The organism is Chitinophaga sp. S165 (assembly GCF_003182155.1).
GTDB lineage: Bacteria > Bacteroidota > Bacteroidia > Chitinophagales > Chitinophagaceae > Chitinophaga.
The window spans coordinates 1-14993 of sequence record NZ_QGTG01000008.1 but is presented as its reverse complement, the minus strand read 5'-3'; the positions used below and the strand labels follow the sequence as shown (position 1 = coordinate 14993).

Annotated in this window: 9 protein-coding genes; 4 read left to right on the top strand and 5 right to left on the bottom strand. The window is 45.5% G+C overall.

Translation table 11 applies throughout. The annotated features are described in order from the left end of the window. Positions 1-62 precede the first annotated feature (62 nt). Entirely contained in the window at positions 63-443 is a 381-nt protein-coding gene (locus C7475_RS25015; RefSeq protein ID WP_110056441.1) for a YidH family protein, read from the bottom strand. Between the two features lie 139 nt (positions 444-582). Here C7475_RS25015 and C7475_RS25010 point away from each other — a divergent pair, with 139 nt between their 5' ends. Next, positions 583-1446, top strand: coding sequence for a pirin family protein (locus C7475_RS25010; protein ID WP_110056156.1), 864 nt, complete (start codon positions 583-585; stop codon positions 1444-1446). Positions 1447-1481: 35 nt separating this feature from the next. On the opposite strand, the gene C7475_RS25005 is transcribed toward C7475_RS25010, so the two are convergent. After that, complete coding sequence (locus tag C7475_RS25005; protein ID WP_233259955.1) at positions 1482-3437, bottom strand: KUP/HAK/KT family potassium transporter; 1956 nt, start codon at positions 3435-3437, stop codon at positions 1482-1484. A gap of 138 nt (positions 3438-3575) precedes the next feature. After that, positions 3576-5117, bottom strand: a complete 1542-nt coding sequence (locus tag C7475_RS25000; protein WP_110056155.1) for an OmpA family protein — start codon at positions 5115-5117, stop codon at positions 3576-3578. Positions 5118-5430: 313 nt separating this feature from the next. Between C7475_RS25000 and C7475_RS24995 the strand changes: the two genes are divergently transcribed. Next, on the top strand, positions 5431-6396 hold the full coding sequence (locus tag C7475_RS24995) for a polyprenyl synthetase family protein (RefSeq protein WP_110056154.1): 966 nt from the start codon (positions 5431-5433) through the stop codon (positions 6394-6396). Positions 6397-6464: 68 nt separating this feature from the next. Further along, entirely contained in the window at positions 6465-8171 is a 1707-nt protein-coding gene (recJ, locus tag C7475_RS24990; protein ID WP_110056153.1) for a single-stranded-DNA-specific exonuclease RecJ, read from the top strand. A 45-nt stretch (positions 8172-8216) separates the two neighbouring features. Here the strand turns inward: recJ and C7475_RS24985 are convergent, their stop codons facing one another. Further along, positions 8217-9023, bottom strand: a complete 807-nt coding sequence (locus C7475_RS24985; protein WP_158286613.1) for an alpha/beta hydrolase-fold protein — start codon at positions 9021-9023, stop codon at positions 8217-8219. Between the two features lie 105 nt (positions 9024-9128). After that, a complete protein-coding gene (gene htpG, locus C7475_RS24980) occupies positions 9129-10964 on the bottom strand; it encodes a molecular chaperone HtpG (RefSeq protein WP_110056151.1) in 1836 nt (611 codons plus the stop codon). 557 nt (positions 10965-11521) lie between these two features. On the opposite strand from htpG, the gene C7475_RS24970 reads away from it, so the two are divergent. Next, positions 11522-14785 (top strand): Ig-like domain-containing protein, encoded by a 3264-nt coding sequence (locus C7475_RS24970; RefSeq protein ID WP_110056149.1) that lies wholly within the window; start codon positions 11522-11524, stop codon positions 14783-14785. Positions 14786-14993: the final 208 nt, after the last annotated feature.

Below are 14993 nucleotides of genomic sequence, written 5' to 3'. Positions count from 1 at the left end.
ATTGTTTTTTAGTTGTGTTAAAGAAAAGTCCTCCGGTTCCCCGGGGGACTTTTTTTATACCTCTAAGCACTCTCTATCAGATAGACGATCAGCAACACACTCACAAGAAATATAAACGCCGTCAATAAAGTAATAAGCAAAGATGAATGATTATAAGTCCCTTCCTTAAGCTGTTTCTCCGTACGCCTGTACCGGATATATGAGAATATCGTGGTAGCTGCACCCACCGCTACCAATAGTATCCCTACAAGCGCAGAAATCCCCCTGGAATGGATTGCGTACTCCTCCCCCAACACCAGTGAGATCTGCTTCACAAAAAGCGAAAATTTGACCACTACAAAGCCAAATGCCATTATTCCAATACTTGTTCTGGTCCAGGCAAGCAGGGTACGTTCGTTTGCCAGGTGATCGCTCGGGTTGCCCTTCTTTTCATATTCCGCCATAATATTAATTTGTATAAAAGATACGCTAAAATCAACTACCGGCATGCAGCACAAAAAGGCTGAATGCGTGTAAAAATCTATCCACCCTTTGCCTTAATCTATCCATTCTTTACCCACCCCTTCCTTCGTAAATTTGCATATGCAAAAGACAGTAAATAAGGTTGTAAACAACCATCCGGTAACAGGCTCTCTGAGTGATTATTACTTCTATAGTCCTTTGCCTTATCAGGACGGCAAGGCAACGGACCCATTCCTGTTATTACATCACCACGGACCAATGACATTACCTCCCTTTAACAGCGGAATGCCATTCGGTCCTCACCCGCACAGGGGATTTGAAACGGTCACCTGGATCATCAGCGGGCACGTAGTACATAAAGATTCTCACGGCTATCATAGCAGGATCGATGCAGGCGGCGTACAGTGGATGTCGGCAGCAAGAGGATTGATCCACAATGAATATGTGGAAAAGTCCTTTAAGGAAGAAGGCGGCGATCTGGAACTTATACAGTTATGGATCAACCTGCCGGCTAAATGGAAAATGAACCCGGCCAAATATACCGGCTTGCAGAAGGATGATATCCCTGTGGTAAAGACAGATGATGGCAAGGTGCAGATAGCCATCGCAGGAGGCAATTGGAACGGCCATAAAGGCGCTATTAACTCTCTCACGGGGGTGAATGCCCTGTTGATAAAAATGGAGCCGGAAAGCAAGGCAGATATCGCCGTAGCAGCGGGCAGAAATGTACTGTTCTATGTGTTACGTGGAAATGTAACAGTGAATGGAGCTACAGCCACAGACAGGTCCCTGGTGCTCTTCGACAATGAAGGAGATACTATCAATATCACAGCCAGCAGTGATGCAATTATCCTCTACTGTGATGGAGAACCGTTAAATGAGCCGGTTGCCTGGCACGGTCCGTATGTAATGAATACACAGACCGAAATTATGGAGGCGATGAGAGATGAACGAATGGGTAAGTTCGGATTCTATATAGACTAAAAAAGCAAAAGGCCAGCGTTAAGCCGGCCTTTCTGTTAAGAATGTATGATCCGTCGCAATTGCAGGTTCGTGACCGGCGATACCACCAACGGATACTTTTCGATTGTTACGTAGCTGGAATCCAGTCCGAAACCACGCTCTTCGGATAAGCTGATCTTTTTCAGGAAGAAATACATACGCATCACCAGACGCTCGTAGAGAGGCAGATCATTATCGTGCGACAGGAACTTCTCCATGACGATGAACTGAAAATCGCCCACCACATTGTTCTTACTTAGTGATTCGTACCGGCTGGTAATGTTCACTTCCTTGTTACGCACCATATCTTCCACCACCATGCGGAACATCAGGTTAATACGCTGTTCCACTTTAAAACCGAGCCTGAATTCAACCCTGATCACTTCATTCGGAATGATCGTCTGTACGGAATATTCACTCAGATAAGGCTCATCCACAACGTCCACATGTACGAACCAATAGATGTCAGCTCTTTTAGGCTTCTTGTTCAGGATGGAATAGATGATCTTATGTTCGATCTCTTTCGGATTATCGGCACTACTCATATACACCAGGTGAGTGGCATATTTAGGAATAGTACTGTCGTTACTTAACTCCTGGATCACCGGAAGATGATCTTCAAGCCGTACGAATTCCACGTACCGGTTCTTGATCTTCCTGGATTTAAACCACACCATCATGATCAGGAAAAGAATCCCTGCCACGATCACGGTAACATAACCACCGTGCATGAACTTCACAAGGTTGGCAAAAAGGAAGGAGAATTCAAGCGTAAAAAAGGTCACCAGGTATATCAGGATCAGGCTTAGCCGGACCCTCCTTGTATATAGATAGAAAGCGAACAGGCAGGATGTCATCAGCATGCAGATGGTGATAGACAAGCCATAAGCCGCTTCCATGGCAGTCGATTCTTTAAAGATCAGAACGATGGCTACACAGCCTACAAATAACATGGTATTGATGCCCGGTATGTATAGCTGTCCACGCTCTTCTGTAGGATAATTGATCTTTAATTTAGGCCAGAGGTTCAGTCGCATTGCTTCCGAAATGAGGGTAAAAGACCCTGATATCAGTGCCTGGCTGGCAATGATGGAAGCCAGGGTGGCAATCAATACGCCGAAGATGACAAACCATTCAGGCATGATAGCAAAGAATGGGTTCTGGTCTTTCGGTATGATCTGTCCTTTCTGTGTGAGGAGCCATGCGCCTTGTCCCAGGTAGTTGAGGATCAGACAGGCTTTTACGAATGTCCAGGAAACCCGGATGTTACCTTTACCACAGTGCCCCAGATCGGAATACAGGGCTTCAGCCCCGGTGGTACAGAGGAACACCGCTCCCAATATCATAAACCCGCGAGGGTAGGTAGTTAGCAGTTCGATGGCATAATGTGGGCTGAAGGCTTTGAATACAGCCACATCATCAACGATGTGGGATAGCCCCAGTACTCCCAGCATTGAAAACCAGATCACCATGATGGGGCCAAACAGTTTACCGATAGATACGGTTCCGAACTGTTGTACTACGAACATTAAGGTGATAATGGTAAGAACGATCTTTACAATTGTCCACTGACTGAGGTCTTTGAATACTTCAAGTGTGCGTAAACCTTCGATGGCAGATGTAACAGTAATAGGTGGTGTAATGATCCCGTCGGCAAGTAGGGCGGCTCCTCCTATCATCCCGAAGATAACGGCCCATTTGGCATGTCGCCTGACAAGGGCATATAAAGAGAAGATCCCGCCCTCCCCTTTGTTATCGGCCCGGAGTGTCAGGATCACATATTTAATAGTCGTTTGTAAAGTCAGGGTCCAGATGATACAGGATATACCACCGATTATCAGGAGGTCGCTTACGGGGTTATTACCTACAATTGCCTTGAAAACGTATAACGGAGAGGTTCCAATGTCACCGTAGATAATACCTAAAGCTACCACTAAACCGGCCAGGCTTACCTTGTTAAAGTCTTTTCTCACGAAATATGTATTTAATAAAAAAGCCACCAAAGTTAGGTGGAATTGCGGATATGTACAAATAATGAAAAATCCGCGCATTAAAAAACCCCGTCTCGGTTTGCACGAGACGGGGCCTTATATCTTCTTAGTGAGACACTATTAGTTAGCTGGAGCTAAATCAACAGTAGAAGACTCACCAGGAGTGTTTTGTTTGATGAAGCGACCGCGATCGATACCTTGCTTGTCAGCCAGGTAGTCGATAACTGCATCAACTCTTCTGCTGCTCAGATCAACACCACCTTTTTTACCTTTAGCACCAGCGTGGCCAGTAACCAGGATGTTACAAGATGGGTTAGATTTCAGTGTGCTAGCAACTGAAGCCAGGATAGCTTCGTTGTCAGTAGCAACTTTAGTAGAGCTACCTTTGAAAGATACGCTAGGCAGAACCAGTGTGTTACAGTTTGGAGCTACAGTCATGTTCTTGCAGCACTCAGGATCTGGGCATTTACCAACACCATCAGCGTCAACTGGCTGGCAGTAAGTTGGAGTAACCAGTTGTTTATCCTTGAAGTCAGGAACACCGTCACCATCTGTATCTTTTGCTACACCGTGAACATCAACTGGAGCACCAGCTGGTGTGTTAGGCTCACGATCAAACTGGTCAGTAACACCATCACCATCAGCATCAGGCAGTACCGGAGTAGGCAGCTTCATGTGACGAGGTGCGCTCAGTTCGTTGTAAGCGTAATTCAGCGGATTTACCCACCATAATGGCTCAACGCGTTTAGAGCTGTTACCCAGGTTGAAGTTCAGACGAACGCTGGTGTAGCTGAAAGCGTCTTTGTGGTTGCTAAATGGAGAGGAATAACCGTCCAGATAGTCATCAAAGTACAAAGTATATTTCTCTTCGATACCGATGTTGAAACGTTTAGAAACTCTGAAAGCGATACCAGTACCGAAATCAGCACCATGACGCCACAGTTGGTTGTTGTCTTTACGACCGATGTTACCTCTGTTACCCTGAGATGGAGCGTTCTGCTCGTAATCTCCGTCCAGCATGTTTTTCAGCTGATCTTTGATGTCTTTACGAGGAGCAGAGAAGTTGATCTGGTCGAAATCGTATGGCTGACCATTAGCACCTAATGCATCAACGTCAACGTCGATCAGACCCAGGCTGTAACCACCGAATACATACCAGTTGATCTTAGGCTGAGCCTTGTAGAACAGGATGTTGCTCAGGGAAGCCATCAGATCTAATGACAGCTGGTGAGAAGCTGTTTTATAGTTAGCTACGATTCCGCTGGTACCAACGTATGGAGCCCATGCAGTGCTATTGTTAGTGATAGCAGGTCTTAATCTGTAGTCCAGACCTTTATCGAAAGCGCCGGTATACTCAGCCCTTACGGAGATTGTGTGACCCAGTGATTTTCTCAGGGAAACACCACCACCAAAACCTGGTCTAGCTGGAATAGTACCATTGATCAGGTGAAGACCACCATGGAAACCTAATTCCCACATATCGCGAGGTTTCGCAGGGAAGTCATACTGGTGGTTTGAAAAATTGTTCTGTTGTGCCTGTCTAGACGCTGGTACTTTACTTGAATCCAGGGCATCATAAACAGGGGTAACTTGTGCAAAACTGGAGGACGCCGCTAGGAGACTCATAGCGCCTGCCAGTAATAAGTACTTTTTGCTTGCCATAATTGTTTTCTATTTAAAAACTGTTAAAAATTTACTAATAACCCGTTTTTTTACCCAGCAAAGGTAAAATTCTCAGATGAATATTCAAATTTTTGTTACAATATTATTTTCATTGATAACTAGTTAACTACTAGTGTTTAGGTAAAACAAATGTTATACCTTAATTTGCTTTGGTATATAACTAATAAGCATATTTGTTATAACTAAAACAAAGTAATGTTAAAGTTATGTTACACCCATATATACAAATTAGGGGCCAAATTGTTAAAATTTGACATTTTAAGCATAGCTTAGCAATCTTTTTAAAGCACCTATGGACGAAATTAAACACCTGATCAGTAAGGAATTACAGGATTTTGAAAGCAAATTCGCAGACGCTGTAAAAAGTCATGTCCCCCTGCTGGACAGGATCATGCATTACATCGTTAAGCGTAAAGGCAAGCAGATCAGGCCCATGTTCGTGCTTTTATCTGCCAAACTCTTTAATAATAATATACAGGAAAGCACATACAGAGCCGCTGCCTTCGTAGAATTGCTGCATACAGCTACCCTTGTTCATGATGATGTCGTAGACGATGCCAACGAAAGACGCGGCTTCTTCTCTATCAACGCACTGTGGAAAAACAAGATAGCCGTATTGGTAGGTGACTATCTGCTGTCTAAAGGATTACTGTTATCAGTAAGCAATAATGAGTTCAAGGCCCTGAAGATCCTCTCAGAAGCCGTAAAAGAAATGAGCGAAGGAGAACTGCTGCAGATCGAAAAAACACGTAAGCTAAATATTAAAGAAGATATATACTTCGAGATCATTCGCCGGAAAACAGCCTCCCTCCTCGCCTCCGCCTGTGCTGCCGGCGCCTGGAGCACTACCAACAACGATGAAACCACCGAACAAATGCGCCTCTTCGGTGAAAAGGTAGGGATCGCCTTCCAGATCAAAGACGACCTTTTCGACTATGGCTCAGATAAAATAGGTAAACCTACAGGTATCGATATACGGGAAAAGAAAATGACGCTTCCGCTTATTTATACACTGGAACATGCCACACCCGACGACAGAAGACGTATTATTAATATCGTCAAAAACCACAATACCGATAAAGACCGCGTTGCTGAAGTCATCGAAATGGTTAAGAAATCAGGGGGAATTGAATATACACAACAGAAAATGTTCCAGTACCGCGACGAAGCATTAGCCATCTTACACAGCTTTCCTGATAATAATATACGGACCGGCCTGGAAACATTGGTAAGATATACCACAGACCGTACTTTTTAAACAATAAAAACTTATCTTCCGAGAACAGAAAAAATTTTCAAACAACTTTAGATACTAACTCAGGATTAATGCAAAAACGCTGGACAGTCCGATCTTATCAACCAAAACAGGAAGCATTGCTCCAGTCGTCTCTACGCATTCATCCTTTGCTATGCAGGTTGCTGGTACAACGGGGTATGCATACCTATGATGAATCACGCCTGTTCTTCAGACCGACTCTCATGGACCTTCACGATCCCTGGCTCATGAAAGACATGGACAAAGCAGTCTCCCGTATCGAACAGGCCTTCTTCAGAAATGAAAAGATCCTTGTTTTCGGAGATTATGACGTGGATGGTACCACCGCCGTAGCTACTGTGTACGACTTTCTGCACACCCTCTACAGCAATATCGAGTTCTATATTCCTCACCGCTATAAGGAAGGATACGGCATCTCCACCCAGGGTATAGAATATGCCCGCGATAATGAATTCACGCTCGTCATTGCATTGGACTGCGGCATCAAAGCGATCGATCAGATCACCTGGGCCGCCAACAATGGCATAGACTTCATTATCTGCGACCATCACCTGCCCGATGCTATATTGCCGCCTGCTGTAGCCATCCTGAATCCGAAACAATACGACTGCCCTTATCCTTATAAAGAATTAAGCGGTTGCGGTATAGGCTATAAACTGATCTCCGCTTTCGCACAAAAAAGAGGTGTACCCGACGAAAAGGTGCATAATTACCTGGACCTCGTGGCCACCAGTATCGCTGCCGATATCGTACCAATGACTGGCGAGAACAGAGTACTGGCTTTTCATGGATTAAAAAAGGTCAACTCATCTCCGCTTCCCGGTATACAGGCGCTGATAGAATTAAGTGGATTAAAAGAACAACTCACCATTTCTAATCTTGTATTTGTGATCGCACCCCGTGTCAACGCGGCCGGTAGAATGGACGATGCAAGAAAAGCAGTGAACCTGTTCGTGGAAACAGACAAAGAGAAAGCGATGGAGATCGCTAAAGTACTGCATGCCGATAATTTTGACAGAAAAGAAGTTGATGGTAACATCACAAAAGAAGCTGTTGAATTACTCCAGAACGATCTCACGCTCCAGGATAAAAAATCAACCGTTCTTTATAAACCAGACTGGCACAAAGGCGTAGTAGGCATCGTTGCTTCACGGTTGATTGATAAATACTATTACCGCCCAACTATTATTCTTACACTAAGTAATGATAAAGTAGCAGGCTCCGCACGCTCTGTTACCGGTTTCAACGTGTATGAGGCAATTCACCAATGTAAAGAGCTGCTCGAAAACTACGGAGGTCACTTCTATGCAGCTGGTATGACATTGAAACCTGAAAACGTTGCTGCGTTTCAGAAAAAATTTGAGGAGGTTGTTGCCACTACCATCGATCCCGACCTGCTCGTTCCGGAAATAGTGATCGATACTGAAATACAACTGAAAGATATCACCCCCGCATTCTTCAATATTCTTCGCCAGTTTGAGCCGTTGGGACCAGAGAACCTGCGCCCCGTTTTCCTTGTAAGGAATGTAACAGATAGTGGTTATTCAAGGCTGGTGAAGGATGAGCACATTAAGTTCTCCGTAAAACAAGGCAGATCACCCAATGCATTAACGGGCATAGGATTCTACATGTCCGAAAAATTCCACATCGTGAGCAGTAAACAACCATTTGATATGGCCTTTACCATCGATGAAAATGAATGGAACGGTAAAATGAACCTGCAATTGAAAGTGATTGACATCAGAGCCCACCACTAAGTAACATTACTTATCACGGCATCTTTTCAAAAGATACATCAACAGTTATTTTTTCTGTTGTAATAGCCATGTATATAAAGCATCGTCAGCATATGCGTCTGTCCATGCATCATGCCCGCCGTTGGGTTTTTCAGTGTACTTAACCAGGTTGCTGCCACATTTTTTCAGCGCATTTACCATATCTCTCGAACCCGCTACACCAACTGTCTGATCATCGGCATTATGGAAAGCCCATACCGGCATTTTTGTCAATACACATGCCTGCAATGGTGTACCTACGCCACAAATAGGAACAATAGCTGCGAATTTCTCAGGACTGGTCTGCGCCCAACTCCATGTACCAAACCCTCCCATACTTAATCCCGTTAAATAAACACGCGAGCTATCCACATGATATTTCTTCAATACTTCCTTGTACAATTGTTGCAAAACGTCGGTGTTCCACCAGTTAGCAGTACATTGCGGTGCGATCATCACAAACTGTTTTCCTGCTACCACTTTGGCTAAACCTACTCTCCGGATGATATTGATATCTGTACCTATCTCCCCCACTCCATGAAGGAAGATCACTATTGGCCATTTATAACTCTTTTTTTCATTGTAGGTATCTGGTATATAAAGCAGATAATCGTCGATATTACCTCCTTTATAATCCATAGTCTTTACAGTAATACCGGGAGTTTGCGGGTCAAACACATCTTCCTGGGGAGGATTCGGTGGATTGGGAACAGTATCTATCCCATTGCCGCCACCAGGTATAGCAGCGTCATTTCTCTTAGAGCAGGCTACCATATTACCTAAAGTAACAATCAGTAGCACATACGCAAATCTCTTAATTATTCTTCTTTTCATATGTGTGCCTGAAATGAAAAAATCCCGTCTCATTCAGCATGAGACGGGATTCTGGTTGTTATTTTCCTACTATAAATCTACTAATTTATTTCCTTATTCAGGCACTTAATTTTTCTTTTCAGCACTCATTAATTCCACACTTCTGTTCACAAAAGCTGTAAGGTCAGCACCGGTCAGCAGGTTCTGTGATAATAATGCCAGATCCGCCAGGTTACGTACCTGTTTCTGTTGCTTATCGTTATCATTTTCATCAAGGATCTGCAGATAGATCGGATGGTTTGCATTGATCGTCATGTTGATCTCATCAGGCATATTCGCGTACCAGCTCATACCACTTCCCCCTACTGCTGCCATATCTTTCATACGACGCATAAACTCCGGACGTGTAACGATTACCGGCTGTGCATCTGCACTCAATCCCTTTAATTCAACCTTCACATGCTGCTGTGGAATATGCTCGAACAACTCCTTCAGTTTTGTTTCCTGATCAGTTGATAATACACTTTCTGATTTCTCATCTTTATCCACCAGGTTATCTGCAATATCAGCATCAACACGGGTGAATTGCATACTATCCCATCTTGGTTCCATATTGTTGATGAACGCAGCATCCACAATAGTATCCAGCTTCACGATCTTATAACCTTTGTTCTTTGCAGCCTGTATGTAGCTATCCTGCTGCACTGCATTAGTTGCGTACAATACTACCAGCTTCCCGTCCTTGTTAGTCTGCAATGCAGTTGTTTCCTGCTTGTATTCTTCCAGTGTATAGAATTTGCCAGGCTCCGTGATATCTTCCATGATCAGGAATTTGTTTCCTTTCTCAGAGAATTTATCATCGGTCATCATACCATACTTAGCAAACAGACCGATTGATTCCCATTTCTCTTCAAAGCTCTTACGATCATTACGGAAGATCTCATCCAGTTTATCAGCTACTTTCTTAGTAATATAAGAGCTGATCTTTTTCACGTTCGGATCTCCCTGCAGGTAGCTGCGGCTTACGTTCAGTGGAATATCCGGACTATCTATCACACCATGCAGTAACATCAGGAATTCCGGAACAATATCCTTCACTTCATCAGTCACAAATACCTGATTGGAATACAAACTGATCTTATCTTTCTGTACTTCGAAACTCTTGCTGATCTTCGGGAAATACAGGATACCCGTAAGATTGAACGGATAATCCACATTCAGATGGATCCAGAACAATGGCGCTTCTGCATATGGATACAGTTCTTTATAGAAATTCTGATAATCTTCAGGTGTCAGGTCACTTGGCTTCTTCGTCCATGCAGGGCTGGTATTGTTCAACTGCTTGTCTGCAAATTTTACAGGCACTGGCAGGAACTTACAGAACTTCTCCAGCATCGTCTGAATGCGATGTTCATCCAGGAACTCTTCGCTTTCCTCATTTATGTGCAGCACGATGTCAGTACCACGGCTTTCTTTAGTGGTTTCTTCCAGTACATATTCAGGGCTGCCATCACATTCCCAGCGCACGGCCGGTGCTTCTGCTTTGTGTGATTTTGTGAATATTTCTACCTGGTTACTCACCATGAAAGATGAATAGAAACCCAGACCGAAATGACCAATGATATTAGCGCCATCTGTCTGACCTTTATATTTATTCAGGAATTCTTCCGCACCGGAAAAAGCTACCTGGTTGATATATTTATCCACTTCTTCAGCGGTCATACCTACCCCCATATCAGAGATAGTAAGTGTCTTGTTCTCTTTATCCAGTTTTACTGTAATCTCCGGGGTGCCCAGCTCACCTTTAAACTCTCCGACACTAGCCAAAGTTTTTAACTTTTGTGTAGCATCAACCGCATTACTCACCAGTTCGCGGATAAAGATCTCATGGTCTGAATAGAGGAATTTCTTAATAATGGGGAAAATGTTCTCTGTCTGAACACGTATTGCACCTTTCTGCATGGGTTGAAAATTTTATTTTTTTCCTGACAAAGGATATGCCATCAGACATTTAGCTGACAAAGTGTCCGGCAGATAGTTCAAAGAAGCCGTTTTTGGTACTCTTCCGTCTTCTCTGCTTGGTCTCTGCTAGTTCTCTGCTTGGTCTCTGCTTCGACTCTCAGGACCTTTATATGCAGAAATGTCACATTTTGCCTGCCTCCGGTAAAATGGGACGGCCGGAGGACAGAAAACCAATGTTCAGGTCCACCCATGCGTCATGGATGCGTCGTATATGAAGCATGTATACGCCATGTATAAAGCGTACTTCAGGTATCATCCCGGTGAGTCCAAAGGCAGAAAACCAATGTTCAGGTCCACCCATGCGTCATGGATGCGTCGTATATGAAGCATGTATACGCCATGTATAAAGCGTACTTCCGGTCGTCCGGCTTAACAAATAAATCATATAGATGCCCCCTCAACTCTAACACAAATATTGTAGCTTTAATATCCTGACCCCGATGACTGTTGAGATGAATGTTTTTACCCGACACCCTCAATTCTAAACCTCTATTTAAATGAAAAGACCTTTACTCCTTTTCTTTGCTGCGGTTTGTTTTGCCAATACCCAGGCACAGACCCAACCCGCTGCACAGACACTGCCTTATCAGCAGACTTTCAATGCCTTATCTCCCTCCTCCACCACCTACCCGGATGGCTGGCAGGGATGGACGCTGTCCGGTTCGCCTTCAGGCAACTTTAATGTCCTGGCACCGGCATCCGACAAGGCACTCATTACAGGCAGTGCCTCCAGTACTACCAACGGCGTTTATAATTACTCCGGAAAACTGGGCTTCCTCAATAGCGGCAGTGTGGATAACTCGCTCGTCCTGGCATTGAATACCGTTGGCCAGACGAATGTTTCTCTCCAGTATGATGTTATGACGCTCCGTAACCCGTACGACGGCACAAGCAACACCCGCATCAACGAAGTGACCTTACAGTACCGCGTTGGAACAACCGGCAACTTTACAAATATCACAGGTATCGAGTATCAAAGCGGTACCACCCAACAAACCGGATCGGGTGTAACTACCCCGCAGGATTCTGCCCACCGCTCGCTGGTCCTGCCAGCTGCCTGCGATAATCAGCCGGTCGTACAGCTGCGCTGGGTGAACCGTCAGATCAGTGGCGCCGGCTCCCGGCCTTCTTTTGCCATTGACAACATCGCCGCCGGCAACGGAGGTGCTGATACCACCCCTCCTGCCATCGACAGCCTGTTCCCTGCCAATGGTACCACAGGCGTATCGCCCGCCGCACAACCTTCCATATTCTTCACGGAGAATATCAAGGCCGCCAATGGCGTAGTAGTGTTGAATAACATCACTGCCGGTACCCAACAGGTATTCCCCGTGAATAGCAGCGCAGTCATCATCGCCAACAAGACACTCACCCTGGCGGTGAATCTGCAACCACAGCAGAGCTACTACATCACCGTAGACGACACTGCTATCACAGATCTCAGCGACAATGCATTTGCGGGCATTAATGGCAGCAATTCCTGGACATTCACAACCGGCACACAGCAGTTGTCGTTCGATTTCAACGCCTGTATTACCGGAAGTATCACCGGTGGCTTCAAACAGTATAGCGTAACCGGCGCTCAGAAATGGGATTGCACCACTTTCGGACAGAACGGGAACGGTGTACAGACCAACGGATTCAGCGGTGGTCCGATAGAGAACGAGGACTGGCTCATCTCTCCGGCTTTCGATCTGTCAGGTTTTGACTTCCCGCTACTGGATTTTGCCAGCCGTACTGCCTTCTCCGGCCCTGCACTTCAACTCGTAGTGTCCACCAACTATGACGGCGTCAGCAATCCGCATACCGCTACCTGGTCACCGGTAAACGGTCGTTTCCCAGCCTTACTGTCAGATACCTGGACGGTTTCAGACAGTATCAATCTGGCAGCCTTCAAACAACCTAACGTTTATATCGCCTTCGTATATGCCTCCTCTCCAGCCATCGGCGCCGCCCGCTGGACGCTGGATAATTTTAATATCACTAATAGTACTGAGGCGCCTAAACCATCCCTGGACCTGAATACCAGCAGTATAGACTTTGACTACGTGCCCGCAGGACAGGTGTCGGGTCCGTTACCGTTTACCTTCCAGGCAAATGATTTTACGGATAGTCTGATACTTATATCATCCGCAGGCTTTACCATAGCAAAAGACAGCAATGGCACATATACACAGTCGCTGACCTATGTCCCGGATTCCCTGAACGGCCCACGTACCGTGTGGGTAAAATTCCAGCCTGCTGCTGCCGATCAGAACTATACTGGTACCATCACCTTCGATGCCGATAGTATTCACGTTCCGGATATTCAGCTTTCCGGCACCTCCCTCCGATCACTGAAAGTCGTGAACTGGAATATTGAATGGTTCGGCAGTCCGGCACAGAACCCGGCTAACGACAGCCTGCAACAGGCCAATGTGACCACCATCCTCAAAAAGCTGGATGCAGACATCTTTGCACTGGCAGAAGTAGTGGATACTGCACGTTTCAGAGCAGTGGCCAGCCAGATGCCTGGTTATAGTTATATCATCTCAGACTTTGGTTCTTATGCAGATAGTGTTAAGGACGCCGACTACGTTTCCGCCCAGAAACTGGCCTTCCTGTATAAAACGTCTGTTATTAAAGGATTGAGCTCTTACGGTGTATTACGCCGTGGTGGTAGTAGTGATGCCTATTATAACTGGTCGTCCGGCAGGTTCCCATTCCTCCTGGAAGCCCGGGCTAAGCTGAATAATGACAGTGCAACGATCCGCTTCGTATTACTGCACTCCAAAGCCAACACAGGCAATGCGGCCGATAAGATCGAATCTTGGCACAGACGCAGGAATGGCGCGCTTGAACTGAAAGACAGCCTGGATGCACAGTATCCTACAGCCAATCTGGTGGTACTGGGCGACTTCAATGATGCCTTCGACAAAACCATTACCACCGAGCTTGCACCGGATACCACGACTTCTTATATCGACTTCATAAATGACAGTGCGCATTATAAACCATTGACCCTGCCGCTCAGCCTTCAGGGTAAGAAATCCACCGCATCCTTTAATACGGTGATAGACAATGTGCTAGCTTCGGATGAAATGGCGCTGAGCTACCTGCCCGGATCTGCCCGCGTGCGGATCGAAGTGGAAAAACTGGTGAACAGTTACAGCAGCACCACCACGGACCACTACCCCGTGCAGACGAATTACAACCTGCACGTCCTGGCCCATCCGGCGCCGCTGGAAGACTTCTCTGCAACAGTTGACACAGGAGACGTCAAACTGACCTGGAGCACCCCTTATGAGCTGAATACAGCCTATTTTGTAGTACAACGCTCCCGTAACCAGCAGCAATATGAGTCAGTAGACACGGTAGACGCACACGGAACTACATCACTGCCAAACAGTTATGTAACCTACGACACCCGTGCCTGGCTCGGCGTTTCTTATTACAGGCTGAAAACAGTGGGACTGGACGGAACAGTCAGCTATAGCAGCAATGAAAGGGTGATAGTTACACTTAAAGATCTGATTAAGAAACTTTTCTGGTGTATCTTTGGCCGCCAGTTACAGGTATACCTGGACATAGAAAGACCCGGACAGGCAATATTGCAGCTGGTTGATATGCAGGGAAGAGTGAGACAGACAACGATCACGACTGTAAATAAAGGACGGAATATCAAGACATTGGATATAGGCAATTTGTCTAATGGTGTTTATATCCTGCGCATTCAAAGCAAGGAAGGCATCCAGACAAGCAAAATACTTGTTAACCACTGATCTTTTTGAAAAAGCCATTTTGATTCCAGCCGGCCTGTAGTACTACAGGCCGGCTTTTTTAAGATCAGCACTGAAACAGGGCTGTTACCCCCATAAACAACGCTATGGGTTCGGTTAAGTATCGCTTATGTATCGCTCATCCTACGTTCATCTTACGTTCATGAACGTAAGATGAACGTAGGATGAGCGATACATAAGCGATACTTAA